Source organism: Caldivirga maquilingensis IC-167 (assembly GCF_000018305.1).
GTDB classification, from domain to species: Archaea; Thermoproteota; Thermoprotei; order Thermoproteales; family Thermocladiaceae; genus Caldivirga; species Caldivirga maquilingensis.
In genome coordinates this window covers 862,878-889,834 of sequence record NC_009954.1, presented here as the reverse complement: position 1 = coordinate 889,834, position 26,957 = coordinate 862,878, and the positions used below count along the sequence as shown (strand labels likewise).

24 protein-coding genes are annotated in these 26,957 nt (G+C 41.5%); 15 read left to right on the top strand and 9 right to left on the bottom strand.

Annotation, left to right across the window (positions count from 1 at the left end):
- Window positions 1-91 precede the first annotated feature (91 nt).
- Genes CMAQ_RS04310 through CMAQ_RS04285 form a run of 6 tightly spaced genes read left to right on the top strand, consistent with a single transcriptional unit; the run spans window position 92 to window position 5,780 of the window.
- Window positions 92-1,348 (top strand): M50 family metallopeptidase, encoded by a 1,257-nt coding sequence (locus CMAQ_RS04310; protein ID WP_012185899.1) that lies wholly within the window; start codon window positions 92-94, stop codon window positions 1,346-1,348.
- Window positions 1,345-1,842, top strand: coding sequence for a hypothetical protein (locus CMAQ_RS04305; protein ID WP_012185898.1), 498 nt, complete (start codon window positions 1,345-1,347; stop codon window positions 1,840-1,842). The genes CMAQ_RS04310 and CMAQ_RS04305 overlap by 4 nt, the downstream gene beginning before the upstream one ends.
- The gene (locus tag CMAQ_RS04300; RefSeq protein ID WP_012185897.1) at window positions 1,829-2,686 is read left to right on the top strand and encodes an N-glycosylase/DNA lyase; all 858 of its coding nucleotides are present in this window, start codon (window positions 1,829-1,831) and stop codon (window positions 2,684-2,686) included. Before CMAQ_RS04305 ends, CMAQ_RS04300 begins: the two co-directional genes overlap by 14 nt.
- Window positions 2,687-2,709: 23 nt before the next feature.
- The gene (locus tag CMAQ_RS04295) at window positions 2,710-3,300 is read left to right on the top strand and encodes an IS607 family transposase (RefSeq protein WP_012185896.1); all 591 of its coding nucleotides are present in this window, start codon (window positions 2,710-2,712) and stop codon (window positions 3,298-3,300) included.
- The gene (locus tag CMAQ_RS04290; protein ID WP_012185895.1) at window positions 3,293-4,588 is read left to right on the top strand and encodes an RNA-guided endonuclease InsQ/TnpB family protein; all 1,296 of its coding nucleotides are present in this window, start codon (window positions 3,293-3,295) and stop codon (window positions 4,586-4,588) included. The genes CMAQ_RS04295 and CMAQ_RS04290 overlap by 8 nt, the downstream gene beginning before the upstream one ends.
- Complete coding sequence (locus tag CMAQ_RS04285; protein ID WP_012185894.1) at window positions 4,575-5,780, top strand: NAD(P)/FAD-dependent oxidoreductase; 1,206 nt, start codon at window positions 4,575-4,577, stop codon at window positions 5,778-5,780. Before CMAQ_RS04290 ends, CMAQ_RS04285 begins: the two co-directional genes overlap by 14 nt.
- On the opposite strand, the gene CMAQ_RS04280 is transcribed toward CMAQ_RS04285, so the two are convergent.
- The 3 genes from CMAQ_RS04280 to CMAQ_RS04270 form a co-directional block, all read right to left on the bottom strand.
- Window positions 5,764-6,555 (bottom strand): SDR family oxidoreductase, encoded by a 792-nt coding sequence (locus tag CMAQ_RS04280; RefSeq protein ID WP_012185893.1) that lies wholly within the window; start codon window positions 6,553-6,555, stop codon window positions 5,764-5,766. The two genes, CMAQ_RS04285 and CMAQ_RS04280, sit on opposite strands and share 17 nt — an antisense overlap.
- An 83-nt stretch (window positions 6,556-6,638) precedes the next feature.
- Window positions 6,639-7,403, bottom strand: a complete 765-nt coding sequence (locus CMAQ_RS04275; protein ID WP_012185892.1) for a PIG-L deacetylase family protein — start codon at window positions 7,401-7,403, stop codon at window positions 6,639-6,641.
- A 3-nt stretch (window positions 7,404-7,406) separates the two neighbouring features.
- Entirely contained in the window at window positions 7,407-8,708 is a 1,302-nt protein-coding gene (locus CMAQ_RS04270; protein ID WP_012185891.1) for a DegT/DnrJ/EryC1/StrS family aminotransferase, read from the bottom strand.
- 438 nt (window positions 8,709-9,146) lie between these two features.
- On the opposite strand from CMAQ_RS04270, the gene CMAQ_RS04265 reads away from it, so the two are divergent.
- Entirely contained in the window at window positions 9,147-9,725 is a 579-nt protein-coding gene (locus tag CMAQ_RS04265; RefSeq protein WP_012185890.1) for a hypothetical protein, read from the top strand.
- Window positions 9,726-9,856: 131 nt separating this feature from the next.
- Here CMAQ_RS04265 and CMAQ_RS04260 read toward each other — a convergent pair whose 3' ends face one another.
- The 3 genes from CMAQ_RS04260 to CMAQ_RS04250 all read right to left on the bottom strand — a co-directional run bounded on the left by CMAQ_RS04260 (window position 9,857) and on the right by CMAQ_RS04250 (window position 13,406).
- The gene (locus CMAQ_RS04260; RefSeq protein ID WP_012185889.1) at window positions 9,857-10,837 is read right to left on the bottom strand and encodes a metallophosphoesterase family protein; all 981 of its coding nucleotides are present in this window, start codon (window positions 10,835-10,837) and stop codon (window positions 9,857-9,859) included.
- 93 nt (window positions 10,838-10,930) lie between these two features.
- Window positions 10,931-12,565 (bottom strand): APC family permease, encoded by a 1,635-nt coding sequence (locus CMAQ_RS04255; protein WP_012185888.1) that lies wholly within the window; start codon window positions 12,563-12,565, stop codon window positions 10,931-10,933.
- 199 nt (window positions 12,566-12,764) lie between these two features.
- The gene (locus CMAQ_RS04250) at window positions 12,765-13,406 is read right to left on the bottom strand and encodes a PIG-L deacetylase family protein (protein WP_012185887.1); all 642 of its coding nucleotides are present in this window, start codon (window positions 13,404-13,406) and stop codon (window positions 12,765-12,767) included.
- Between the two features lie 497 nt (window positions 13,407-13,903).
- Between CMAQ_RS04250 and CMAQ_RS04245 the strand changes: the two genes are divergently transcribed.
- Entirely contained in the window at window positions 13,904-14,965 is a 1,062-nt protein-coding gene (locus tag CMAQ_RS04245) for an SIS domain-containing protein (RefSeq protein ID WP_012185886.1), read from the top strand.
- A gap of 219 nt (window positions 14,966-15,184) precedes the next feature.
- On the opposite strand, the gene CMAQ_RS10370 is transcribed toward CMAQ_RS04245, so the two are convergent.
- Window positions 15,185-16,162, bottom strand: coding sequence for a BadF/BadG/BcrA/BcrD ATPase family protein (locus CMAQ_RS10370; protein ID WP_012185885.1), 978 nt, complete (start codon window positions 16,160-16,162; stop codon window positions 15,185-15,187).
- A gap of 410 nt (window positions 16,163-16,572) precedes the next feature.
- Between CMAQ_RS10370 and CMAQ_RS04235 the strand changes: the two genes are divergently transcribed.
- The 3 genes from CMAQ_RS04235 to CMAQ_RS04225 all read left to right on the top strand — a co-directional run bounded on the left by CMAQ_RS04235 (window position 16,573) and on the right by CMAQ_RS04225 (window position 20,156).
- Window positions 16,573-17,967, top strand: a complete 1,395-nt coding sequence (locus tag CMAQ_RS04235) for an alpha-glucosidase/alpha-galactosidase (RefSeq protein WP_012185884.1) — start codon at window positions 16,573-16,575, stop codon at window positions 17,965-17,967.
- Window positions 17,968-18,488: 521 nt separating this feature from the next.
- Complete coding sequence (locus CMAQ_RS04230) at window positions 18,489-19,604, top strand: DNA primase large subunit (RefSeq protein ID WP_012185883.1); 1,116 nt, start codon at window positions 18,489-18,491, stop codon at window positions 19,602-19,604.
- Window positions 19,605-19,661: 57 nt separating this feature from the next.
- Window positions 19,662-20,156: an Lrp/AsnC family transcriptional regulator gene (locus tag CMAQ_RS04225; protein WP_012185882.1), complete on the top strand. Its 495-nt coding sequence runs from the start codon at window positions 19,662-19,664 to the stop codon at window positions 20,154-20,156.
- Between the two features lie 3 nt (window positions 20,157-20,159).
- On the opposite strand, the gene CMAQ_RS04220 is transcribed toward CMAQ_RS04225, so the two are convergent.
- Window positions 20,160-20,837, bottom strand: a complete 678-nt coding sequence (locus CMAQ_RS04220) for a hypothetical protein (RefSeq protein ID WP_048062666.1) — start codon at window positions 20,835-20,837, stop codon at window positions 20,160-20,162.
- A gap of 75 nt (window positions 20,838-20,912) precedes the next feature.
- Between CMAQ_RS04220 and CMAQ_RS04215 the strand changes: the two genes are divergently transcribed.
- The gene (locus tag CMAQ_RS04215) at window positions 20,913-21,167 is read left to right on the top strand and encodes a hypothetical protein (protein WP_012185880.1); all 255 of its coding nucleotides are present in this window, start codon (window positions 20,913-20,915) and stop codon (window positions 21,165-21,167) included.
- Here CMAQ_RS04215 and cysS read toward each other — a convergent pair.
- A complete protein-coding gene (cysS, locus tag CMAQ_RS04210) occupies window positions 21,164-22,606 on the bottom strand; it encodes a cysteine--tRNA ligase (RefSeq protein ID WP_048062925.1) in 1,443 nt (480 codons plus the stop codon). The genes CMAQ_RS04215 and cysS overlap by 4 nt on opposite strands.
- A gap of 168 nt (window positions 22,607-22,774) precedes the next feature.
- Here cysS and CMAQ_RS04205 point away from each other — a divergent pair, with 168 nt between their 5' ends.
- The 3 genes from CMAQ_RS04205 to CMAQ_RS10845 are packed head-to-tail and all read left to right on the top strand — an operon-like array spanning window position 22,775 to window position 26,929.
- Window positions 22,775-23,203: a YkgJ family cysteine cluster protein gene (locus tag CMAQ_RS04205; RefSeq protein ID WP_012185878.1), complete on the top strand. Its 429-nt coding sequence runs from the start codon at window positions 22,775-22,777 to the stop codon at window positions 23,201-23,203.
- A 50-nt stretch (window positions 23,204-23,253) separates the two neighbouring features.
- Window positions 23,254-24,222 (top strand): DUF2208 family protein, encoded by a 969-nt coding sequence (locus CMAQ_RS04200; RefSeq protein ID WP_012185877.1) that lies wholly within the window; start codon window positions 23,254-23,256, stop codon window positions 24,220-24,222.
- A gap of 46 nt (window positions 24,223-24,268) precedes the next feature.
- A complete protein-coding gene (locus CMAQ_RS10845) occupies window positions 24,269-26,929 on the top strand; it encodes a helicase-related protein (RefSeq protein ID WP_012185876.1) in 2,661 nt (886 codons plus the stop codon).
- Window positions 26,930-26,957: the final 28 nt, after the last annotated feature.

Genomic DNA, 26,957 nt, shown 5'->3' with positions numbered 1-26,957 from the left:
AGCCTATTGTATTAATATGGAGATGAGGTGAAGAAACGGTTAGGATTTACTTGGGAATAAAATATATTAAGCCAAGGATATGGGATCAGTGATGAACATATCACCATTAGTGTGGTTCGTGGTTGCTTGGTTCGTCTTCATTGGGTTAGTTAAGCTTTTACTGGGGAATAGGGTTAGGATTTACTACTACATTGCTTTAATGGCTAGGAGCAGTGGTGTTGAGAGGGTTCTTAGGCCCCTGGCTGATTTAATAGAGGGTGTTCCTGCAATAGTCATATTCGTGATTGTTGTGGTATTCTTCGCATTAGCCATGGTTTACGCGGTACCAGTCCTATTGCCTATGCCTATTCAGGTTATAGGTGAATTAGTGGGCTTTGTACCATCATTCATTAGAATACTGGGTATTAACATAGCCGCAACTGTAAGCGTCCTAACGAGCCTACACACTGTATCAGGTCAACAGGCGGCAACTCAATTGGTGCAGAGTAGGTTCACACCAGCCACACCGTTAATACCTGGTGTCACAATTAGCGTTAACGTGTTCATAATAGTGTTAATAGCCATAGGCATAAGTATACTTGTTCACGAAGTCTCCCACGGCATAGTTGCACTTAGGTATGGGGGTAGGATAAAGTCAGGTGGCGTATTCCTATCACTCTTCATACTCTACGGTGGTTTCGTTGAAGTTGATGAGGTTGACCTTAGGAAGAGGGCTGGGTTAAGGGGTGTGTTAGCCATGTTATCCGCAGGGGTTTTCGCCAACATGATCCTATCAATAATTGCCATAGGCCTAATGTACCTAGCCCTAATACCGGCGCTTCAACCATACTTATCAGGAATAGTCATAACGAGTATTGTTAAGGATTCACCAGCCTTCTACGCCAACATACCGGCCAATAGCCTACTCCTCGCAGTAAATGGGAAGCCTATAATATCATCACTGACTTTACTTTACGTGCTTGAGGGCCTTAAGCCAGGTAGTCAAGTCACCTTAACGATACTTCACTCAGGCATAATACACACCTACACGATAGTCACCTCCAGTAACCCAAGTGACCCAAGCCTGCCCTTCATAGGCATTACCATTGGTGACAGGTTATTTTACCAATTCATATACTGGCTATGGACAATAAACGTGGTTATAATACTACTTAACACCATGCCCGCGTGGCCTCTTGATGGTGGCCAATTCCTATACCACATACTCTTAAGCATACCTGGATTTAAGGAGGATTGGGCTAATTGGATTATGTACATCATTAGCGCTGCCTTATGGGTCCTCTTCGTATTCACACTACTAGTAAGCTTATCATCAGGTCTCTGGAGGATTGCGGTGACCCCACCGTGAAGGGGGAGTTAAGGTACTCGTTGATAATAGCATTAATACTAGTGGTTATGACGATAGCGGTGTCAGCAGCAACCCCCGTTGAATTATTATTCTCAGTGGAGTCTAGGTTAATAGCCCCAAACGGTAACTTAATATACGTAGTCTATAATGATAACTCAATATCCTGGGTAACCTACACCCCATTCTACATCTACGCCTGGAGGTTCTCAGCAATAATGTTCCTCCTCTGGATAGCAGTAATCATAATATACGTTATCAAACCCCTTAAGACCGCGGACGTATTATCAATAATACTAGCAGTAATATTCGCTGCGTCGGAGTACGTTTACCTATACTCGATTGGAGCTAAGGTAATTATGCTCCCCTTAGCATACATTCTCTACACAATAGGTAAACCATTACTGTTCATTGATGTTGGGCAATTAGCCTTAATTTACGCACTCTGGAGGGCTTTTAAAAACAACCTAATCAAGATTAAGCGTGGAGGTAAGTGAGGAGAGGGTCATTAAGCTAAGCACTGTGTTAAGGGAATTAAGCCTAAGCGATGTATTAGCCTTCGAGGAGAGGGATCCACAATTCATTGTTGTTAAGGAACTGTGCACGGCATTAAATAACCCAGGACTTGTGGCGGTATTGGTTGCTATGAACTCCATTGTAAGCTACATGTTAACCGGCAGGGGGGAGAGGCATTGGAGCTACTTCAGTGAATACTTCAGTCATAATAAGCCTAGTGACCTATGTAGGGATTTTAAGGCATACGTGGTGAAAAGCCCCTACTTGGCGAGGGGTAGGGAAGTTAAGGTTGATAGGATTGATAGGTTCTGTAGGGCTAAACTCCATGAAAGGTTAATGGGTTTAACTAATTTAAATGAGGCATGGAGTCTCTTAGCCGGTGGACTACATTCACCCATTAATAGTAAGACCATAGTCTTCGCAGTTAAGATGCTTTACTACGCCTACAGGGCATGTGGTATTAACGTAAAACCCCCTGAGGATTTACCAATACCAGTGGATTACAGGATAGCTACCTTGACTAAGTGCAGCGGTTTAATTAATGCTGAGGCTAAGGTGCTTGCGGCTAAGCAGAACCTAGTACAGGAGACTTGGGGAAGGGTTGCGGAGCTCTCTGGGATACCTCAAGTTAACCTTGATGCGCTACTATGGGTTATTGGTGGCGCATTAATATACAGTAACTTCAACGTTAATTCAGCCCTACGTAAGTTAATGGAGGATTCATTAATACCACCAGGTAAGGCTACTGTTTTTAAGGAGCTAGTGACTGAATTAAGTAGAGAATGCTCAAGAGGGGCAGAAACGTTTAAATATAACAATTCATAATATTTTATAGTAGATTGAAGTATATGGATGAGAAGCTGTTACCTCCAGGGGAGGTATGCAGACGGCTGGGTATTCATTATGTTACTTTGAAGAGGTGGATTTATTCTAGTAGGATAAGGGCTGTTAGAACTCCTAGTGGTAGATGGATGATACCTGAGAGTGAAATAGAGAAAATCATTAGTGGAGAGGTAGAGGCAAAGGAGGTTAAAGCCATTATCTATGCTCGCGTTAGCTCTTCAGACCAGAGGAACGATCTAGAGAGACAGATTCAGTACCTCACCCAGTACTGTTCTGCTAAAGGGTATGAGATTGTGGATGTTCTAAGAGATGTAGCCAGTGGTCTCAGGACCAATCGTAGAGATTTATTGAAGCTCTTCAACTACGTTGTTAATGGGCAAGTAGATGTTGTAGTCGTAACCTATAAGGACAGACTCACTGGATTTGGGTTTGAATACCTAGGATACTTCTTCAAGCAGTACGGTGTTGGGATAGAGGTTGCCTATGGCGAAGAACCTAAATTCACCGGCAAACTCTACGGTATGAGAAGCCGTAGAAGAAAGAAGCTTATTGGGGGCTTCAGGAAAGTCCTAGAGGAGGTTGAGGAAAATGGTTAGGGTGGCAAGGACTGTTATTGTTAGGAGTGTTAGGTTACCTAGGGGTGTGTTTAGGGTGTTTATTGAGCTTGAGGATGTGTACCGTAGTATTGTAGAGCAGTTAACCATGTACGCAGTGGCGAATAACATTAGAAGCTTCACTAGGTTAAGGGCGCTTAAATACCATGAAATGAGGAATCTCCACCCACAATTACCCTCACACTACGTATATACAGCATGCCAGGATGCTAGCGCTAGGGCTAAAAGCTTCATGAGACTAAGGAAGCTGGGGCTTGCCGGGAAGAATTACCCAGAGGTTAAATCAGTCTCCATATGGCTTGATGACCACCTATGGAGGCCCAATGGCTATACCTCAATAGAGGTGGCGACTCACGAGGGGTGGGTTAGGGTGGGGATTGAGCCGCATAGGCAATACTGGAGGTACATTAACGGTGGGTGGAGGCTAGCAAGCGAGGCTAGGGTGAGGCTGGATAGGAGGAATAGGTGGTTGATAATCTATTTTACATTCACCAAGGAGGTTGAGGAATATAAACCAAAGGACTTCATACCTGTTGATGTCAATGAGAATAACGTCACCGTACTTATTGATGGCGCAGCATACCTCCTGGAGACGAATATCGAGAAGCTCACACTAGGTTATTACTACCGCAGGAGGAGTGTGCAGGAGAAGTATGATAAGGTGTATGGTGTCGAGTCTAGAGTTAAGAGGAGGGTTTTGAGGAAGCTCAAGGAAAGGAGGAAGAAGGATGATATTAGGTGGAAGATAGCCCACCTCATAGTTAAAGCCGCCGGGGAGAGGCGGTACGGTATTGTTCTTGAGAGGCTTGGTAGGAAACCAGCTGGTAGTATGATCTCCAGGATTAAGGATAAGCAATTGAGGCACAGGATATACCAGGCAGCATTTAGAGGAATCCAAAGGGTGATTGAGGAGAAGGCGAGGGAGTACGGTGTACCCGTGGTCTACGTAAACCCAAGTAACACATCAAAAATGTGCCCAGTGCACAAAGCCCCAATAACCTATAATGACTCAAGAATTGGGGAGTGTAGCAGTGGGGGTGAATTATGGCACCGCGACGTTACCGCCACCTGGAACCTCCTCATAAGGGCCCGCCAGGGCGATGGGAGCAGTGCTCCAAGCCCCGGCGGACTCCCCCACATAGATGGGAGCCCAGTGCCGTTGGGCTCGACAGCCACCCATGACCCCATAACCCTACCAAAAGGGTTATGGGCGAGGCGGAACTCCCTACCACCGAACGAAACTGTAGGGAGAAACGGTGGTTTCAATTAACACTGAATTATTAATAATTGGGGGTGGACCGGCTGGTTCATTCCTAGCAAGTGAGGTTAACCTGGGTGATGTTACTTTATTAGACAAGAAGAAGATTAACTACGGCCCAGTGGTGTGTGGTGAAATGATGCCTAAGGCCGAATTACTGGTGGATTACTTACCCAGTGAATTAATGAGCATGATTGAGTACACGCTTTATAAATCAATTAGGAGGAGTATTATTGTTAACCACATTAAGACCCTTAGAGTCTTAATTAGGGTTAAGGGTACTATTATAGATCTTGGTAGCATTAATTTCCCAGCATACATAGTTAATAAGGGATTAATGATAAGTAGAATCATTAATGATGCAGCTAATAAGGGTGTTAGGGTTAACTTCTCATCAACGGTAACAGGATGCATTAAACATGGGGATGGCTTCAAATGCAGGGTAATGGACAATGATGGTGAACACTACGTGGAGACGCACCTACTTGCTGGCGCCGATGGTTACCCATCAGTAGTGAGGGAACTAGCCAATAACCCACCCTTCAATCCAATGGACACTGCAGTGGCCACTAGTCAAAGGGCCATGGGGTGGGGTGGAAGCCTTGACGAGGCTGTTGTAATAATGGACCCAATCCTAGCACCAGGGGGTTATGCCTGGGTGTTCCCGAGGGGTGATGGTTCAAGTAACGTGGGGTTAGGGATTAGGGGTTATGACGCTTGGGTTAAGGGTATTAACCCAGTTAACTTGCATAGTGAATTCCTCAAGTCCCTGAACCTTAAACCAACCCAAAGGTCAATACTCCTTAAGACAATTCCAGTGGGTGAGCTTGGAGCCTCTATTGAGGGTAATGGGGTGTATCTACTCGGTGACGCTGCCGGTACTGTTGTGTCAACTAATGGGGCGGGTATTAATACCGCAATGGTTAGTGGATTAATATTAGCTAAGGTGCTTAAAGAGGGATTAAGCTACGGTACTGAAATGAGGAGGGTGCTTGGTTCATTTCTCAGTGACGTTAAGAGGCTTAGGGAGTTGGCTGACCCAATGCTTTACGATGAGGATGCCTTAGCTAAATTAACTAGAATCATGCCTAGGGAAACGGTTAAGTGGGTTATTAAGGAGGCCATGCTTGCCTCAGTGAATCCGATGCTGAGGATTGGAGCCAGGATACTGCTTAGTTTAATTAAGGCTAGGGGACGCACTTAACGAAGCCCCCATCTATAAGTATCATTGAGCCATTTATGTATGATGCCTTATCACTGGCCAGGAAGGCAACCAGGTAACCGATTTCCTCAGGGTTACCATACCTACCCACCGGTATATCCTTAGCCATACTTCTTAAAACCTCCTCAATGGATACACCACTCCTCTTAGCCTCGTCCTCAGCTAGTTTCCTAACTCTATCAGTCATAACGTAACCCTGCATAACACCGTTTGCGGTAATCCCCTTAGGCCCATACTCATTGGCCAGTGACTTAACTAAGCCGGCTAAGGAAAGCCTCACAGTGTTTGAGAGTACTAGGTTGCTTATAGGCTGTCTGAGGGTTAGGGATGTGACGTAGATTAACCTACCCCAACCCCTCTTAACCATATCATTAACAACACCCTTAGTTAACCAAACCGCTGAGAGTAGGAGGAGTTTAACCGCGTAATCCCAATCATCGAAGGTTAATTCACTGAATAAACCAGGCTTAGGTGGGCCTGTGTTGTAAACTAGCACATCTATGGGACCCATTACTCTCCTGGTTTCCTCAATAAGCCTCATTACATCATCCCTATTAGTTAAGTCACCTTGAACATAAGCCACATCACCCCCAGTCTCCCTACTAAGCTCAAGAGCCGTATTCTTAAGCTCATCAATACTCCTGGCGAATAACATAACCCTAGCCCCCTCCTGAAGCATAACCCTAGCAACACCCTTACCAATACCCCTACTGGAGGCGGTGACGATGGCGACCTTCCCCCTTAAGCCAAGATCCATGGGGGCAGAGGCAAGTTAGGTGTTTAAAGATTACGTTACCTGGAGAATAAGAAGGGAATCATTAATGGTTTAAGAAGGATTCATCAAGAGTATTCGGCTAAAGGATTCATATGCAACTCACCCGGTGTCAAAACTTTAAACGCCTCAGCATACTTACATCCAGCCGCACCACCCAGCTTCATGTGAATTAATTCAATGCCCCTAAGCAACTCCTCATTGAACTGCGACTTATGCGCCCTCAATGCATTCATTTTCCTATCAACATAATCATCAATGCATATTAAGGCATTAGGCCTATGTGAAGCACCTAATGCCACTGCTGGTGGAGGTGTTTTTGGTGAATACTCCTTCATAACCCTACTTACCTCGTGAAATAATACAGCCTGTAATACGGCCATTCCAGTATTCACATGGTCTGGGTGGGCTTCATAGGGGAGGTATGGGTCAACTGTAATGACTAAATCCGGCCCATAGGATCTGAACACTCTTATTAAATCTCTCCTTAATATGCTTGGTTCAGGAACCTCTGAGTCTATGTAATTCAAATAATCCACGTTGCTAATACCTAAGGCTCTCATGGCATTAATCTCCTCCTCCATTCTAATCTTAATCACGTCATAATCAGTTAACTCATTCAATGGTATACTCATCCTATCATCACTAACCACGATTACTTTTATGGATGCATTCCTTAATGCTAATAATGCTAAGTAACCACCAGCTACTATCTCAATATCATCAGGGTGAGGTGATACCGCAATTACTCTACCGGCTCTTTTAAGTAAATCAACCTTCTTTTCATCAATAGTAATAGATTCAACATACTTACTTAGCTTACTTAAATCCATAAATTAATCCCTCTTATAAAGTGTATCAATCCATGTATCAGTACGCTTCTCCTTCCACTTTGGCAATACTTGCAGTAATTCATCAACATTATCTCTAATCTTCTCAATGGCAGCTACTATAAGGTCTAGCCCCTCTCTTGGCGCCAGTAAGACATAGTGAGATAGTACAAGTTCCCTTTTTGCAAACTCCTCAGCACCTTTTAGGTATAGGTTTTCGTAGTCAGGTATCCTTGCATTTGGTGGGAATACATTCTTAATATTCTCTCTCCTGAAGGCTGGTTGCCTATAGAGTGGTGGACCATAGGATACACCCACTGGTACACCCTCAGCCCGTAATGCCTCTATGAATAGATCCTTTGGTATTCCATGAAGCTCCTCCTCATTGTAAAGCATTACATAGTAGTAATAGCCCCTTTTAGTGACCCTTTCATCATCCCTAGTGGGCTTAACCACACCAATCCTCCTTAATTGGTCACTAAGATACTTACCGTTACTATGCTTAATCTCAACCTCCCTGGGTAGCTTATTTAACCTGGATAGGAGTAATGCAGCCTGAATTTCACTCAACCTGTAGTTTGAGCTTAATATGTAGTGTATGTAGCCTGGTTGGCCTGGAACCCTACCAATATTGTGTATTAATTTGGCCCTCTCCGCAAGCTTATCATCATTAGTTAACACTATACCACCCTCACCGGCGGTTAAGGATTTACTCTCCTGGAATGAAAAACCACCCATGTTCCCAATAGCCCCAACCTTACGTCCCCTCCACTCACTACCATGTGCATGAGCGGCATCTTCGATTAAAAATAATCCATGTTTCTTAGCAATCCTGGTTAATTCATCTAAGTCCGCTGGATAACCACCGAAGTGTACGGCTATAATAGCCTTAGTACGTTCAGTTATCTTATTCTCAACATCACTTGGATCAATATTACCAGTTTCCGGATCAACATCAGCGAATACTGGCACACCACCAACCTCAGATACCGCTGAGGCTGTGGCTATGAACGTGTACGCTGGTACAATAACCTCATCACCATAGGTTACACCTATGGTCTTCAACGCTAACTCAAGGGCAACAGTGCCATTAGCCACTGCAATACCGTATTTAGCATCATGATACCTAGCAAAGGCCTCCTCAAACTGTTCAGCCTTGGAACCTGGGTAAAGTCTACACCAACGCCTACTCTTAATAGTCTCTACAACAGCATTAATATCATCCTCATCAAAGATCGGCCATTGAGAAATGAATTTATTTAACTCAACGGCAACGGGGACTCCACCATTAATGGCTAATTTAGGCATACTGTCTTTCTAACTTCTTACCTTTAAAAGTATTACTATAAATAGACTAGGACTAATCCTATATATAATAATATGAATCAACATTAATATCAAGGTAAACTAAGTTAAGTACAGTTAAATCATTGAAATAAGTACTGGAAGCAATCCTACCTAAGGCAATCAATGAATAAACTGGGAACAATTATAATGTGGAACAACCCACCTACTACCTCTCTCTAAACTCCTCTAAATATTCTTAATTCACTTTCTAATCCCTTTGGAATTTCCTCAAGGATACTGCCAAGGAAATTAATATTAAACGTTGATTATGTTTAGTATTCAGCTCTTAAGTTTAATCGAGCACTGGTTTAATTAACAGTTTTATGTGCTTATGCGCTAATAATTATTATCGGATAGGTTAGAGTGGTTTTTTATTAATGCTGTGTTTGGGGTGTTTTTATGGTTAGTGTTCAGGATGTTGTTGAGGAGTCTCCGGTTGCGGATGTTCATAATCACTTAAACCCAAGGTCACTGTCACCCAGTGGTTTCCAGGATGTATTGCTTTACCACTACATTGTCACTGAGTTGCGTTCAGCTGGTGCTCCATTGGGGTTTGGTGAGGTTAAGGGTTTTGATGAATTGAAGCCAATAATACCTTACTTTAGGCGTATTAGGAATACTGCTACGCATTGGGGTTTAATGAGGATACTGAATGATTTATATGGGTTGAGGGTTAGTGGGATTAATGAGGGTAATGTTAATGATGTTGTTAAGGCCATTGAGTCAGTTAAGGGTGATGAGGATAGGGCTGTTAAGGTTATTAGGGATTCATCAAGGGTTAGGAAATCAGTATTAACACTGAATCCACTTGAACCACTACCCGAGTACGATGAATCATTATTCACGGGAGCCCTCAGACTAGACCCACTACTACCCGACATTAACCCACAATCCATTAACAAGCTAAGTGAAACCTACGGCATAAGCATCAACAACCCAAACGACATAGATGAGGCCTTAAGCTCGATTATTTCATAGTTATCATCAATGAGTATTACAGCAGCAGTGATAATGATACTCATAAGCATGGTAATTAGCGCGATTGAGCTTGCTCTAGTGATGCCAGACATGGTGCCTAAACAAAGGGGCTAAATAAGCTATGTCTCACATTAGGCTCTTGCAATAATCTTATCCTTAAGCTTAAGATCCTCAAGCATCAGATAGGCAAACCTTAACATACCTCCCTGGTATTCGCTACCAGCGTTAACGACAGGTATCTTCTTATTGCAGCATTTAGCATTTAGGAAATCTATACCGTATGATTCATGTACATGTCCGTGAAGCCCAATTAATGGGCCGAAGTTCTCCAGAATCCTTCTCACAGCAGTACTACCAACATGCTCCATTGCAACCACACCACCCTCAACTACTGGTTTAAGATCATTGGTTAACTTTGGTGCTTGATCAATAGTTGTACCGTATGGTGGTACATGAATTATCGCAATTGTTCTATCTAATTCATTTCTGTTTAAGCCACTAAATAATTTAATAAGTCTCTCTTCAATCTCCCTTTCAGGAAGTTCCCTAGCAGTATGCCATGGTGTTTCATTAGAATATCCAAAACCTAAGAACATATAATCATTAATATTCATGGTTTTTTCATCTATTGGTATTAAAACATCATTGTCATATTCCTCATATATTTTATTGACGAATTCCTTAGGGTCATCATTGCCTGCCAAATACACTAGCTTTACTCCAAGTTTACGATAATTATTCTCTATCTTACTTATATCGACTCTAAAGTATTCTTCCATGACCTTAAGAAGAACCTTCTTAAAGTAATCTTTATCATTGGCGATATTATTGTACTCTTCCTCATCGGTAACATACGGGTAATATCCGTTATCTCTTAAGGTCTTTGAAATGGTCTTGACCTGCTCATCACTATTAATTACTTTAACCTCCCCAAACAAATTAGTTACATATTCTCCCCCCTTTCTAACTATTGGCACAAGGATTTTACCTGTTAAGTCCCCTGCTACAACAACTAGATCAGTTTTAAGTAATTTAGGTAAATTAGCTATTTTACCGTATACGATACCTGAACCATGGAGATCTGAAACAAGCACAACCCTCAACTTACTCATATATTAAGTTTTACAATCTTGATTTTTAAACATTACTGTTATAATTAGGGAATAAATTTTATTTTAAATAGTACAGTGATTTTTAACTTATAGCTACTCTGGCGGCACTTCTTTAAATGTTAAGGTAAGAATATCGATACCATACTTCTTCTTCAAATACCACCTTCTAACTTCATAGTATATGACTGCACCGGCTGCTATAGCAACAGCTACTCCTACGGCTAATGGTATTGATGTACCTAAATACGTATATGTTGATATTGGTATCAATAAAAATGCTATGTCGGCGATCCATACTGCAGCTAACAATATACCACCCCATGATATCGCCGGTAAACCAAGAACCCTTCTTGTCATCCATTTAGGTAAGTATGGTTCAATTTTAGCGTATAAATCTCTCCTTAAGAACGGGAATAATAACGCAGTAAAACCAGGGATTGCCCATGCGATTGGGGTACCAAGTGATGTGTTTAACCACGTAACCATATAGCCCCAATACCATATTAATGCCGTGTAAATTGCATTTATAACTATGTATACTATTATAGTATAGTAAGGTGAATGGAATTTCTCAGAAACCTTAGTAATACCCTCGGGTAATACTCTATCGAAACCCATTGCAAAGAGTATTCTAGGCATTGTTAAGGTATATGTTAATGCAACTAAGAAGAAACCTATTATTAGATTAATATTGATTAAGAACACAAGCCATAATGGTGCAGTAAAGCCTATGAAGAGATTAGGCGTTGGTTCCACCGGTAGTGCAGATAGCTTACCTGTATTAAACAAGTAGCTTAAGCCACCTAAGAATGCACCACCAAATGCCCAGTATGATAAGGCTGAAAGTAAGACAAGGCCCACTAAAGTTATTATAACAGACACGAATAATGCCTTTGGAAATGTTTCAACAGGATGCCTTGTTTCACCAGCTAGGTAAGTGCCATAATTGAACCCTGAATATGTAATAAACCCCATTGGTATTGCAGCAAGTAAAGTTGCCGCTATATTGCTCGTTGAAGCTATGGATGGATTACTCTTAATTACTGACATTATTGAACTATAGGTTGCACCATACTTAGACATTATAGCATTAAATGCTGGTATGAACTTCTGTGGTGTAGCATAAATAAATGATATTAAAAATAAAATAAATGTAATACCGAATATTACGATGCTATACTTCAAAATTCTACTAACTGTACGTAAGCTAAATATCCCGGCTAATGCAGCTAAAATAACTATAATTAAGTCTACTATGAATCCTAAAGGTGCAGTTGATATCATTGTAGCCCATTTTAAGTAAGTGGCATTATTTAACCTAGTACCTAAGTTAAAGAACAGCTGAGCAAGAGTGAAATTAGTGATATACCATGCCTGGGATGCTACAGCACCTGCGGTTCCAAAAATATACATCCATCCTAATATTGAAGCCACCTCAGGCCCAAGTACACGCCCAGTCCATACGTAATCACCTCCAGTTCTAGGTATTGCTGCTGATAAGATTGAGTAAACCCATGCAATAACTAGCGCTGGAATTGCGCCAAGTGCAAATACAGCAATCATATTGGAACCAGGGAAAGCAAATGGTGCAACAATCATTGTTAACACAAAGCCACCAGTGATGTTTATTATACCAAGAGCAAGGACAAGTTGCTCCCAGAAACCAAGCTCACGCACCAGACCTGTTGCTTCCCTTGCAAATAATTTAGGTACACTGGAACCAGCCATAAAAATATGGCTTAATGCCTTTTATAAGTTTAACTCTATATATTAAATAACCCTTGAAATATACTTTATCTATTATTATATTAACGATAATATATTTACATGTAATTCATTTGACATAAGTACTTTAAAGGCTTCACCATAATTGCACTTAATGGCATTACCCAATGCCTTAGAGATGTTTATTATTGATTCAATTACATCATTGGTGAATTGGGTTTTTATGCGTCCTTAACGCGTTAATTTCCTTATCGATCACATCATTAATGCATACTATGGCATTCAGCCTAACGGTGGCGCCTAGAGCTAATACTGGTGGTTGAGACTCAACCTTATACTCACTTAAGACCCTTGGGATACCGTGAAACAAAACCGCCTGCATTACAGCTAGGCCGGTGTTCACGTGGTCTGGGTGAGCCTCATAGGGTAGGCTTGGATCCACCGTTACAGCAACATCAGGTTTAAAACTCCTAATAACTCTAATGAAATCCCTCCTAAGGATTCCCGGTTCAGGAACCTCGGAATCAATGTAATTAAGGAATTCAACATCATGAACACCAAGTATCCTCATGGCCTCAAGCTCCTCACGCCTCCTAATCGCCACTACCTCATCAACAGCGTACTCCATGGAACCCATACCCATCCTGCCATCACTAACCACAATAACCTTAACTGAAGCACCCTTATCACTCATCATTGCTAAGTAACCACCAGCAATAACCTCCACATCATCTGGATGCGGGGAGAAAGCAATAATTCTATTAGCTGACCTAAGCAAGTTAACCAAGTTCCCATTAACCCTAATACCCTTAATGTACTCCGTTAACTTATCCTCAATGAACAATACACATCACCTGCAGCGTTCCGTGACTAACATTGCACTATTTAACTTTAAGCTTTACTATAAATGATGACTAAAGGATAGGCAACTTAATTATGCGTCAGGATGACATGTTATGCAGTGAACATTAATAACACATCTTAGTTTTAGTTAATGATTCTCTTACCGTAAATACCCATTATACGCATACCTTGAACGGAGTATGCAATTACTCAGTAAGTTAAGTATATCTTAGTGCTTCATACTGAAGTAACTTTTATTAACTATTAACTAAGTAATGGATACTTAGACTCATTGGTATTAGTGATTATTCAATAAACCTTTACGTAAAAATAGGTATCTTAAAATATTAAAACGTGATGATAACGTAATAACTAAGATTGTTGAATGTTAGTAAAAAATCTTTATTATCGTAGCCTTAGAATAATATGATAACTATATAGTTTTAGTCATAATGTATTTATATTAATACTTATTAAGTAATCATAATTTGTGTAACTATGTCAAGCATGATCCAGGATATCTTGGAGATCCCTAGATCACTGGATTCGCTTTCATTAATGATTAATGATATTAGGAAATTAGGTTCATTGCATAGGGGACTGGGGAAGGTTTTTCTAGTTGGTGCTGGTTCATCATACTACGCCTCAATGTATGCTGCATCCCATGCTTTAAGTAGTGGGTTAAGTAAATGCATTTACGCAATCCCATCATCAGAATTCATATACAACTACTCTAAGATGATTGATTCATCAAGCCTAGTAATTGCAGTATCCCGCTCCGGGGAGACCGCTGAAACCCTTGAGGCCTTGAGGATTGCTAAGAGTAATGGTGCTAGGACAATAATGCTAAGTATTAGTGATAGTGGACGCAATGTAGGGTATATTGATAACTATGTCTTCGTAAATATTGGTCAAGAGAGGAGCATAGTCATGACTAAGAGCTTCATTACGCTCTCAGCTGCTGCGGCAATTCTCTTAAAAATCATTACAGGTATTGAACAGGACTTTACAAGTATTATTAAGGTTTTATCAACATGCATGGGGAATATTATTAAAGACCGTGATTTAAACAATAGATTAACTGGAATTACTGAGGATTGGATTAATAATGGTATTAGTAGATTCATATTCCTTGGTCATGGGTCATCATACCCCATAGCCCTTGAAGCAGCCTTAAAGTTTGAGGAGACATCATATGTTGCTGTTCAGGCATTAAACACCCTTGAGATTAGGCATGGACCAATAGCCACTATTGGCGAGAGGCAGGCTGTAGTTATGCTTAATCAATCAGGAGTAATGAGCACGGCTGCAGTTAAGTTGCTTAGTGAATTAAGGGAGAGGAGTAAAGGCACTGAGACTAGGGTAATTATGGTTACTACCGATGATAATTTAAGGGACTTAGATGATGCAATACATGTACCATGCAGGACTGGGGCTGAGGAATGGGGTGCCTTAGCGTTAATTTTACCAATGTATCTGTTGGCTAATCAATATGCCTTGAGGAGAGGTATTAATATTGAAGAACCAAGGAACCTAACTAGGGTTGTTAAGAACTTTTAAACATACATTAGTTAAGAACTGATGATACCAATATCTCTTAATCCCCTAAGCCTTAAAGCCGATTTCAACACTCTTCTATATCTTACTTAATATAATCCTCATTTATTAAAGCCAAAACTGACGTATCATGAACTGCAATGTTCTTGAAACCTATTACTGATAGATATTCCTCATCAAGTGATTCTAATTCCCTTAACCCCTGTTAGGGGTGATTTGAATTTATAGTTCCTTTAGTAACTTCTCTACATCAGTATTAGTTATCTTCTTATTGATTCTACTTAGACTCATGATTATTGGTCCTAATAATGAGTAATTACCTATGAGGGGTTCCTTAACCTTAGCCTTAACTAAACTATTACTGATTACTTTCCTAAACTCCTCATTAACAATCCTTGAACTAAACACGCTACCTACTCCCCCAACCACAATGCTCTCATTAATCATGCCTAGTCTCTTAGCTACAGTTACCGCATTTAATGCTAATTCTCTCCCAGCCTCCTTAAGTATGTTTACCGAAACCTCATCACCCCCCTCAGCCTCCTCTGAAACCAGTATGGCTAATTTGGCTAGTTTATCAATCTCAGGGGGTTCGGCATACATTACGTCAAGTATGCTTAACAGGTCCTTAACCTTGAAGTAATCCTTAAGCCTATTAACTAGACTTGTCCAGGGACCCCTACCGTCATATGCCCTTGAGGCTGCATTCAGAGCCTTCAACGCTATCCAGCCTGCACTGCCTTCATCCCCAATTAACCAACCCCAACCACTGGACCTAGCCCTCTCTCCACGTGCATTCACGCCCAGTGCAATAGCCCCAGTACCAGCTATAACGGCTACGCCAGGTTCACCTAGGGTTACAGCGTAGTATGCTGCAACTGCATCATGATCAAACACCAGTTTACTACGCGGTATGTTTATTCTCCTAGCCAGCTCATTAATGATTCTACTTGCCTTAATCCAATAGGCCTCAGTATCCAAGTCGGCCCAACTTACGGCAATGACATCAATATCATTAACCCTAATCCCCATTACCCTCATGCATTCTACTATAACATTCATCAAGGCATTCATTATAACTTCATCACTATAAATTAACCCACCACCCCTATCACTTACCCTACATAACACATTGAGACTATCATCAATTGCCACCGCATTAGTCTTAGTCTTACCTGAATCTAAGGCAATAATAACCATGAGTACTCCATATAAAAACCACTTAATTAAAGTTAACCTCATAAACTTAATTATACGTTTTTGAGGAAATTACGGGATAATTAGACTCTTTTAAAAAATCTATGGATATTTAATTTAAGCTGTATTGATGATTCGTGCAGCATAATGAGGGATAGTTAAAACACGTGTAACTAAGTAAACAGATTACCCAGGAGATACTTAGAGATAAAAACAATGGATATAGTGAATATTAAACCAGCATGAGTAGGCGTAAACATGAATATTAATCCCCTAATTAATTCAATATATGGTATATACTTTAGTTCAAATTATTAATTATATATTGATTAATGATTTACTATATAATATTTTTATTATTGTCCTTAATCAATATATAATTAACTTTAAAAGAACTTAAGTACATTGTATTTATGGCATCTAGGCATGGTTTTAAGATAGCCCTAATAGGGGCTGGTAGTGCGGCGTGGGCTATTGGTCTTATTAAGGACCTAGCCCTAATACCAAGCTTAAGCGGTAGTACCGTGGTTTTAATGGATATTGATGAGGATAGGTTAGCTTTAGTTAGTAGGTTTGCCAAGAGGTATGTTTCTGAGGTTAAGGGTAATTTAAACATAGTTACCACCACTGATAGGAGGGAGGCTATTAGGGATGCTGACTTCGTGGTTAACTCAACCCTGGCTAAGGGGCATGGGCACTATGAAAGGATGAGGGAGGTTTCTGAGAAGTACGGGTACTATAGGGGTATTAATAGTGTTGAGTGGAACATGGTGTCTGATTACCACACAATATGGGGCTACTACCAGTTTAAACTAGCCCTAGATATAGCTAATGATGTGGTGGATTACGCACCTAATGCATGGTTACTTAACGTATCTAACCCGGTCTTCGAGTTAACAACATTGATTAGTAGGGAGACTAAGGCTAGGGTTATTGGGTTGTGTGACGGCTACTACGCCTATAGGGATTTACTCAGGGTTCTTGGTCTCGAGGAGGGTAAGGCTGAGGTTGAGGTTATTGGTGTTAATCATGATGACTGGTTAACTAGGCTTAAGTACAATGGCGAAGACGCATACCACCTTATTGATGAGTGGATCAGCACTAAGTCCAGTCAATACTTCGAGAAGTGGAGGGAGGAGCAGAGTAACCCCTTTGATGTTCATGTTTCACCAGTGGCGGTTGACATGTATAGGATGTATGGCCTATGGCCAATAGGGGACACCGTTAGGAGTGGTACATGGAAGTACCACTGGGATCTTAAGACCAAGCAATACTGGTATGGGCCACTCGGTGGACCTGACTCAGAGATTGGGTGGGCCATGTACTTAACGTGGCATAAGATCGAGTTCAATGAGCTTAAGAGGGCGCTTGAGAATGAGGCTAAGCCATTAACAGACTACATACCGCCAGTTAGAAGTGAGGGTGAGCCGGTTACAATGGTTATTGAGGCTATTGTTGAGGATAGTGGTAAGGTAATTGAGGTTAATGTACCTAATCAGGATGCAATACCTGGAATACCCAGTGATGTGGCTGTTGAAATGCCGGCTAGGGTGGATGCTAAGGGTGTTCATAGATTAAGCTTCAGTAACCTACCTAAGGCGTGGGGTAAGGTGCTTAAGTACGCTATAATGCCTAGGGTAATTAGGGGTGAGTGGGCGATTGAGGCATTCCTAGGGGGTGGTAGAGACACGTTATTTAACTGGCTTATAATTGATCCAAGGACTAAGTCCAGTGATCAAGTCAACCAGGTTATAGATGCAATACTTAAAATACCTGGAAATGAGGAAATGGCTAAACACTTCAGTTAATTTACAGTAAAAATATGCCTCATCTTATTCTGGGGTTTTTACTTGAGAGTGCTTATGGAAGAAAAACATGAGTACTACTTTTGTTTACTCATAGGGTGGTTGGAGGATACTTGAGGTGAGGGGAATAGGAATAAGGAGCAGACGCACAAAACCACCACTAGCGAATATTCACCATCAGTAAAACAATGAGGCAGGAACCATCAAAACGATGTGACTTACATATTATTAGCTATGCATAATCATGCATAAATAACATTACTTCTATATTACCCTGATAGGGTTATAGTAAAGCACCGGTTTCCTCCTTATCCTTAATGCATTGCTTCCAGGTAATTTTACTGATCCATAATTCAACCGCATTACCTCTGCATCTTAAAATTCTCTTGTAATAATCTTTTTAGCGTCCTTAGCAATCATTTAATCTAATTATTATGCTTACCTTAAAATTACCTCTCACTTAGATAATACTTTAAGTTAACTATCCACTGGTTATTAAAGGCGTTTTAGAGCCACTATAATTAATGCGTACTGAATCATGCGGAATTAGTGAACTGGTGAGCAAGTATCCATTTACCAGGAGTGGACGAAGCATTATCGAGGAGGTGGGTATTAGAGTTAGTGAGTTAATGAGCAGGGAGTTTGAGCCAATTGTTAATGATGCATTAAGAATGCTTGAGGCATTGATTAAGAATGGTGAACACGCTAAGCTAAACTTTAGTGTGAGGGATGTGGCTGTGTCAAGGTACATAGCCTATGTTCTAACAGCCTCAATGGATAAGAGAATTTGGAGGAGAATAGCCGATTCAGAGAGTAAAATATTCTCAAACATGGTTAAGTTGAGTTACTTAAATAAGCCTAACTTAGAATGCATTAAGGAGGTTGCTAGGGAACTTGAATTAAGGATTATAGGTGTTGGTGAAGTATCATCATTAGTTGCTAAGCGGCTTAACCTGCAGGGTCAAGTGCTAATGCCTAAGCCATTCATGTACGCGGTCTCCATTTGGGATTACTTAAGGAATAGCCCTAGGAATGATCCAAACTGGGTCCTGGGTACTAGACCAATTATCCATGGTTACATCCTCCTAACACAGCATGATGTCTACAGGATTATTGAAGAAGCCGTGGAGAATAAGGCGATTACAATGATAAGTAAACTAGGCAGTAACCTAGACCTCTTTAAGGAACTCATAGATAGTGTTAATGATAGGCTTAAGGCTATTGAGGAGTCTGCACCCCAGGTTAGGTATAGGGTTAGTAGGAGGGTTTTACCTAAGGGTGATCCACCATGTGTAACAGCTATAATTAATGAGCTTAAGGCTGGTGGCAACCCAAGCCACATGGCTAGGTTCACCTTAGCCACCTACATGCTCCACAGGTGTGTGGCTGAGGGTAAGGAGAGGGAGGAGTGTGTTGATGAGGTTCTAGAGCCCTTTACGCATGCTGCTGATTATAATGAGAAGATAACTAGATACCAGGTGGAGCACTTGGCTGGCCTTAGGGGTGGTAGGAAATTCTACACCCCACCCTCATGTCAAGAGTTGAATAGCCTAGGGTTATGCCCAACTAACCTAGGCTGCGGTGTCAAGAATCCCATTCAATTCATACGTGGTTCGACTAAGGTTGAGGGGGCGGAATGATTGGTCTCATCTCTGTGAAACATAATGTTAATTAATCTCCAGACCTTAAGCTAGCTAATGATGGATGAATTAGATATTAAAATCCTGGAATCCCTGCAAAGAAATGGGAGAATCACAGTATCCAGGTTAGCTGAGTTACTTAATAAACCTAGGACAACGATAATGAGTAGATTAGCCCGATTAGAGTCAAGTAAAATAATATTGGGCTATAAGACTGTTATTGACCCAATTCAAATGGGTTATACGATACAGGCTTATGTCCTCTTAACAGTCAGGAGAGTTCCTGGGGCGACTAAGCCTAGTCAAGTCGCCTTAGCTGAGAGGATAATATATGATTCAGATAATGAAAAGGACCTACCCTGGGTTGAGGAGGCTCAGGTTGTTACTGGGCAATATGACTTAGTGCTTAAGGTTTGGGCCAAGGACCTTAAGCAGCTCTCAAACTTTCTAATAAGATACCTACCCACGCACCCGGATGTGGTTAAGTCTGAGACCATGATTGTTCTTGAGAACGTGGCCACTTGGAGAAATAGGAACATGCCTATTAGGTAGTGTTTAAATAAAGTACCTTGTTAAGTTAATTAAAGACTCATAATCCCCCGGCACTGATAGTAATACACCCTCAACCCCAATCCCCCTAAGGCCGTTGAGTAAATCCCCTAATTCACTTAACTTGAAGTGCGGTTGATTAATCCTGTTAATCACCTTGCTATTCCTCTCAGTCTCAATTAATACATATGGTATTAGCCTACTGGTGTCTAATCCCCTTAATTCAACCGGGTTACTTAACCTAAGGACCAGGTAAAAATCAGCCCCACTCCTCATCCTATTCTCAATAAGCTCCTTACCATACCTCATACTTAACATTAACCCAACCCTAACACCCTTAACCCTACTCTTAAGCAACCTAAGGGCCTCCTCTGACGTTAAGTAACCCACCTCCTTACCAATCTTAGGCTTATCCCCCCTGGTTAATACTAAGTCAGCATTAAGCATTAGGGTTCCCTGTGCTATTGAGACTAAGTGAAGTTCATTAACATCCAGTAGCCTTTGATTAACCATAATCCTCTTATCATCGTGAATCCTCCTAATGAGGCAGGCGGCCGCTAACGGTAATGGTGCCGGTTCACCAAGGGGGGAGTCAGGTATATTGAATCCATCATACGCCCCTAATCCCTTTATGAACGCTAGATTCCCACTAATCCTGGGGTGAACCTCAGCGTAGTAATGCATGGTCATTGGGATTAATTACCGTTTAAAAACATGCTCTTGAGATAGATTATTAAACCGAGACACTGCAGTAAACTAATGCCTAATGATGAGTTAGAGGCGCTCAGTAGGATTATTAATGATGAATTAAGTAGACTTAAGCCTGGGGATAAGGTTAGGACAATTGACTTCGTTAACAGTATCATGGTTAATTTAAGTAAGGGGGGTAGGCTTAGTGATGAGGATGAGGCTAGGTTAAGGCCAATGATTGTTGATATCCTTTGGGAACTGCAGAGGAGGGGGTTGGTGAAGTTCTCGGATGATTTACTGGTCTTTGAGAAGACTCAGGGTTAAGGTAAGTTAAGCCTCTTCCTATCAATGAACCAGTAAGTCCTACCACCATAGTCACCTAAAACAATACCCAGTTTACCCAACTCCTCCCTAATTAAGTCCGCTGCGTCGTAAAGCTTCCTCTCCCTTAAACTCTGCCTAACCTTAATTAACGTATTTATTAAATCAACGAGAACTGGATTAATCCTAGTCCTATTAAGCACGCCTAAGATTTGACTCATGTATGATAAAACATTTAATAATTGCGAAATAGAGTACTTGGAAACCTTCTCAGGCTGGTAAACTATCCTTGAGTTGATATAGTTACTTAAGTTAATTAACTCAGATACGGCTGCAGGGGTATTGAAGTCATCGTTAAGTGCGTTCTCGAAGTTAACCATGAATTTAAAAGCATCATTAGTCACTGCTTCATCACTAGTACCCTTCTCAGAAGCCTCATTCATTAGTTGGATTAAGTAATCGAAGCTTGCGTAAATACCCCTCAGGGTGTTTTCCATAGCCTCAATACCACTGAAGCTGAAGTCAATGGGTTTCCTATAGTGGGTGTTCAGGAAGTATAACCTAACCGCCTCTGCATCATACTTACTGAGTACGTCACTTATCGGTATTATGTTGCCGAGGGATTTACTCATCTTCTCACCACCAATGTTAACTAAACCAACGTGTATCCAGTACCTTGCGAATAACCTAAGCCCATAGTAAACCTTGGCTATGGCGATCTCATTCTCATGGTGAGGAAACACTAGGTCCTGTCCACCGCCATGGAAATCAAAGGGTACTCCAAGGTACTTAGACGACATTACAACGCACTCCAGGTGCCATCCAGGTCTACCGGGTCCCCATGGACTATCCCACCAGGGTTCATTGGGTTTCCAAGCCTTCCAAAGGGCGAAATCCAGTGGATTCCTCTTACCCGGCTCCGGCTCAACCCTAGCCCCTGCAATTAACTCATTAATCCTCTGCCCCGAGAATTCACCGTAATTAGGTACCTTGGTTACATCAAAGTACACTGAACCATCGGCGACGTAGGCGTTACCCCTCCTCACTAGTTCATCAATCCACTTAACCATATCCTGCACGTTCTCAGTGACCTTGGGGTATGCGTAAGCTCTCTTAACGTAGAGGGCATCCATGTAGTCTAGGTACTTCTTAATGTACCTTGAGGGCACCTCATACCAATGGTTAATTAAATCATCCCCAAACTCCTTTCTAGCAGCCTCAATTATCTTATCATCAATATCCGTGAAATTAGTCACCAACCTAACGTTAATGCCCAGGTACTCCAAGTACCTTCTAAATAAGTCGAAGAATACTGCTACCCTTGCATGACCCACATGCGCCTCATCGTAAGGTGTTAAACCGCATACGTAACCCCTAGCGACCCCGGCCTTCATTAGCCTGAATTGCTCAGTCATCTTAGTGGCGGTGTTGAATACCATTATCGGTAAATCCACGGCACCTATATACCTATCTTTACTAATGGTTGACAAATTCTTCACCACCTGCTTTAAGTTAAATTAAAGCCTATTTTAAACTCTTCCCGTTATTTTCAGGGTAGTACCGGTTCCCTAGTGTGAATTACTTATTAAGGGAAGCTGCATGAGCGTAATGTGGGTAAGTTCACGTGCCTTCACTGCGACAACTGCTGCTTCTTTGAACGTGAGGAGCAGGGACCCTTAGTGTTCAGTGATGAGGTTAAGAGACTTAGGAGATTAGCTAAAGAAAGGGGGGTTGAGTTAACCTTCAGGGAGATTAAGGTTAATGGGGTTACAATGTATAGGTGGATCATATTGGGTTACTGCCCATTCTATGATAAGGATAATAAACTATGCACAATACATTCGGTTAAGCCACTTGCCTGCAAAATGTATCCACTATTGTTTAACCCAAGGACTGGTGAAGTGTTGGTGTCTAAGGATTGCCCATGGGTTGAGGAGACTGTTAAGAACGGTGGCATTAACCTAAGTGACTTCCCTGAGGAGGCTAAGGCGCTTCATAGGGTTGTGATTAGGCTTAGTAAGGGTAGTTCAAATGGTTAATTTAATCTTGTGGAAAAGTTTAAAACGAGATACGCAAATGGTAGTTAGCTATGTCTTACACAATGACATCTAAGCCTATGACGTATGTGCTTTGGGTAGCTACCCCAGTTGCCTTTGCGGCATTCTTCGCATGGGGGCAGGTTATTAAGAATTACTGGATGCCAATAGGCTTATTCATAGCATACTTCATACTAATATTCGGTATATCAGCTTATGCTGGCTATAAGTCATACTCAAGGAATAGGAGGGAGGGTGAACAGTATAGGAGGAGACAGGCCTTAAGTAGGTTAACTGGTGATGATATTAAGAAGGCCATGGAGAGGGATTATGAGTTACCTAAGGAGTACTCAGCTTTAAGTAAGAAGATGTTCCTTAACCTAGGCATAATGATAGTTCTACTGATTGCTGTACTACTGGTTTACTCAACCTTATTCAATAAGATAGCTGAAGTCATATCAGCATTACTGGGCAGTACATCAATGGCTCAGTCAACGGTGGAGTTCCTGAGATACTTCATAACCTACCTAATAATGTTTGGGATATGGTTCGCCGTCTTCTATGTTGTAGCTAGGTATACTGGTTTACCGTACCTAAGCCAAAACACCTCAATGATGCAGAACATGCCTTACATACCCACTAAGAGCATTACCTTCTATAAGGATGCAGTAATATTTGATGACCTTTACGTACTCAAGGCACCCTTAGATGCGGATAGCGTAATGGTTGATGAGAAGAGGAGGTTCGTGGAGATTGTTCTTAAGAAGCCAATGAGTAATTTACCATACCGTAGGCTCAGAATATACACCAGGGATCCCAGGGGTGTTTGGGAGAAGTACGTAAGTAAGTACCTTGAGACACAGGTGAAGGTTGAGGAGGTTAAACGCCCTGAACCTGAACCTGAAAAGCCAAGGGAATACAGGTGCCCGTACTGTGGTGCATTATTAAGCGAGGATTGGGAGTACTGCCCTAAATGCGGTAGAAAGATTCCATGGGATGAGTTAAGGAAGGCGTATGAATAATCAGTGACCATAGGTTTATAACTTACACACTGGGAATGGCTACTCAGTGGTGGAGTTTAAGGTTAATGTTAATGGTGTATTAATTAAGAGGCAATGGAACTGGGGGACTGTAGTCAAGGTTAAGGATGAGTTGAAGAGAATGGGGTTTAAGTGGAATCCCAGTGATACAACCTGGGTGGGTAAATTAAGTAGGATTAATGACGTTGAGAAGCTTAGGGAGCTACTTAGGTTAAGCGCCAGTGAGTATGAGTTAATTGTTAAGCCATTACTTAAGGCATCAATTAAGGTTCCTAAGGTTCCGGAGGAGTTTAAGCAGTGTGCAATGGGTAATAGGGTTAATGTACCATGTGTTGCTAAACTCATAATGGAGGATGAATACGTTGAGGCTGAGTCATTCGAGGATTACGTTACTAAGCTTGTGGGTAAGGCGATGGAGAAACTAGGGGTTAAGAGTGATGATGCCGTTGAGGAGGCCGTGAAAATACTCCTGAATGATCATTCCCTAAGGGAGACTTACGGTAGGAGAATTGAATGGAGACTTGCCATTGTTGATAACGGTAAGGTGACGTTAAACTTCCTAGCCAAGGGACTACTTAAGAGCCTTAGGGAGATTAGAATACCTTACAATACTGTTGATAAGCAAGGTAACTTGAATAGGTATGAAATACCAGTTATAGGTAGGGATGATGTGTATAGGGATGGTGATAAATGGATTATTAGGTTCCCTGTATTTGAAAAGCAAACCATAGAGTCATTACTGAGGAAACTGGGCTACGTTATTAAGGAAGTTGAGTGGAAACCTAGATCAATCCCAGTGCCTAAGGATAATGTTAATCTACTGGATTTCCAAAGGAATGCATTAGAGGCGTGGGTTAAGAATGGTTATAAGGGAACAGTGGTCATCCCAACAGGTGGTGGTAAAACATTCATCGCATTAAAGGCCATTGCAACAGTTAAAGTACCTACAATAATACTAGTGGTTACGGAGGAATTAATGAATCAGTGGCATGATAGAATCAGAAGGATGCTGGGTATTGAGGCAGGTAGGCTTGGTGGTGGGTTTAATGAAATCAAGGATGTGACCGTAGCCATATATAATTCAGCGGTTAAGTACATAGGTGACATTAGGGATAGATTCGACTTAGCAATCTTCGATGAGTGTTTACCATATGATGCATTAGTTATTACGGATAAGGGATTAATACCCATAGGGGAGATTGTGGAGAAGAGATTACCCGTTAAGGTTCTTACGCATAAAGGACGCTTCATGCGTATTACTAATTACTTCAAAATACCCTTAGTTAAGAGACTAGTAAGGATTACGCATGAGAAAGGCGAATTAACGGTAACGGAAGACCATCTAATCCTTACACAGAATGGGTGGAAACCAGCAATAGAATTAAGGAACGGAGACTTACTATACTTCTACAATACGCAGGCGCCACAGGGTAGAATTCAAAGCGGCTTAAATCTCAGGGAACCATTATACGGTAAGCAACCTAAACCTATGAATAATGAACCCACTAAAGTAGCAACTACCCTTGGAGATGATGACATTATTAAAGATAGTGGACAAGGATTACTGCTTATTAATTCCATGGGAAATAAGAGGTATGAAGCTAAGCATGATTCATACTTTACCCCAGTGAGAGTACTTAGTGTGAACGTTCTTGTAGATAAAGATCATGATAATGCGATACGGCAATCACTACCTTCTCCGTATGCTGAACATGAAGTTGATGAGGGGATTCCTAAGATTAATCCAGTCACCGGCATTAGAGGTATTTTAGGAGGGGTAGGGGTTGTTTATGATATTGAGGTGGAGGAGGATCATAGTTTCATAGCTGATGGTGTGGTTGTTCATAATTGCCATCATGTGCCTGCTGAGACTTTTAAGAACGTTGCATTCAAGTTGACTGCACCCTATAGGTTAGCCTTATCAGCAACACCAACTAGGAAGGATGGTAACGAGGAATTAATATACCTAACCAGTGGTGGTGTGGTGCATAAGGCGACTTACCTAGACATGGTTCATGCTGGTCTCGTTGTCCCAATAAGGCACTTCAGGATTTACGTTAAGTTAAGTGAGGATGAGGTTAAGGAGTATAGGTCAATTGGGGAGGATAACGCCATAATGCTTAGGAACACTGCGGCTCAGGCTAAGGCTAAGATTCCAGTGACTGTTCAATTAACTAAACTGGAGTATTCACTGGGAAGTAAGGTAATAGTGTTTACACAGTATATTGAGCAGGCTGAGGAGATTTACGAGGAATTGAAGAAGGAGCTTGGGGTTAAGGTAGCGTTAATAACATCTAAGACCAGTAATAGGGATGATATATTTGAGAGATTCAGGTTAGGTAATGTTAAGGTCCTGGTTACTACAACAGTGTTGGATGAGGGTATTGATGTGCCTGATGCTGATGTAGCCGTAGTGGTTTCAGGAACAGGTTCACCTAGGCAAATGATTCAGAGGGTTGGGCGTGTGGTTAGGCAGACTGAGGGTAAAGTTGAGGCTAGGGTCTATGAAATAATTGCTAGAAACACCATTGAGGAGGCCTTAAGTAATGAGAGGCACCCGGATGATGAAGTCTACGAGAAGGAGTGTAGGAAGTATGATGAGAAGGACCTAAGTCTACTCCTAAATAGGGTTAAGGCAATAGTTAGTAAACTTAAGGAGCAGGGTAGCATGCTTAAGTATGTTAAATGAAACCAGTGGTGAAAAATACTTACTGTTC

Excerpts from the sequence above, each read along its gene's own strand:
- CMAQ_RS04260 (WP_012185889.1), bottom strand. The coding sequence starts at position 10,837 with ATGAGTAAGTTGAGGGTTGTGCTTGTTTCAGATCTCCATGGTTCAGGT.
- CMAQ_RS10370 (WP_012185885.1), bottom strand. The coding sequence starts at position 16,162 with ATGGTTATTATTGCCTTAGATTCAGGTAAGACTAAGACTAATGCGGTG.
- CMAQ_RS04230 (WP_012185883.1), top strand. The coding sequence starts at position 18,489 with ATGCGTACTGAATCATGCGGAATTAGTGAACTGGTGAGCAAGTATCCA.
- CMAQ_RS04265 (WP_012185890.1), top strand. The coding sequence starts at position 9,147 with ATGGTTAGTGTTCAGGATGTTGTTGAGGAGTCTCCGGTTGCGGATGTT.
- CMAQ_RS04220 (WP_048062666.1), bottom strand. The coding sequence starts at position 20,837 with ATGCATTACTACGCTGAGGTTCACCCCAGGATTAGTGGGAATCTAGCG.
- CMAQ_RS04245 (WP_012185886.1), top strand. The coding sequence starts at position 13,904 with ATGTCAAGCATGATCCAGGATATCTTGGAGATCCCTAGATCACTGGAT.
- CMAQ_RS04225 (WP_012185882.1), top strand. The coding sequence starts at position 19,662 with ATGATGGATGAATTAGATATTAAAATCCTGGAATCCCTGCAAAGAAAT.
- CMAQ_RS04310 (WP_012185899.1), top strand. The coding sequence starts at position 92 with ATGAACATATCACCATTAGTGTGGTTCGTGGTTGCTTGGTTCGTCTTC.
- CMAQ_RS04295 (WP_012185896.1), top strand. The coding sequence starts at position 2,710 with ATGGATGAGAAGCTGTTACCTCCAGGGGAGGTATGCAGACGGCTGGGT.
- CMAQ_RS04235 (WP_012185884.1), top strand. The coding sequence starts at position 16,573 with ATGGCATCTAGGCATGGTTTTAAGATAGCCCTAATAGGGGCTGGTAGT.
- CMAQ_RS04215 (WP_012185880.1), top strand. The coding sequence starts at position 20,913 with ATGCCTAATGATGAGTTAGAGGCGCTCAGTAGGATTATTAATGATGAA.
- CMAQ_RS04200 (WP_012185877.1), top strand. The coding sequence starts at position 23,254 with ATGTCTTACACAATGACATCTAAGCCTATGACGTATGTGCTTTGGGTA.
- CMAQ_RS04255 (WP_012185888.1), bottom strand. The coding sequence starts at position 12,565 with ATGGCTGGTTCCAGTGTACCTAAATTATTTGCAAGGGAAGCAACAGGT.
- CMAQ_RS04275 (WP_012185892.1), bottom strand. The coding sequence starts at position 7,403 with ATGGATTTAAGTAAGCTAAGTAAGTATGTTGAATCTATTACTATTGAT.
- CMAQ_RS04280 (WP_012185893.1), bottom strand. The coding sequence starts at position 6,555 with ATGGATCTTGGCTTAAGGGGGAAGGTCGCCATCGTCACCGCCTCCAGT.
- CMAQ_RS04290 (WP_012185895.1), top strand. The coding sequence starts at position 3,293 with ATGGTTAGGGTGGCAAGGACTGTTATTGTTAGGAGTGTTAGGTTACCT.
- CMAQ_RS04270 (WP_012185891.1), bottom strand. The coding sequence starts at position 8,708 with ATGCCTAAATTAGCCATTAATGGTGGAGTCCCCGTTGCCGTTGAGTTA.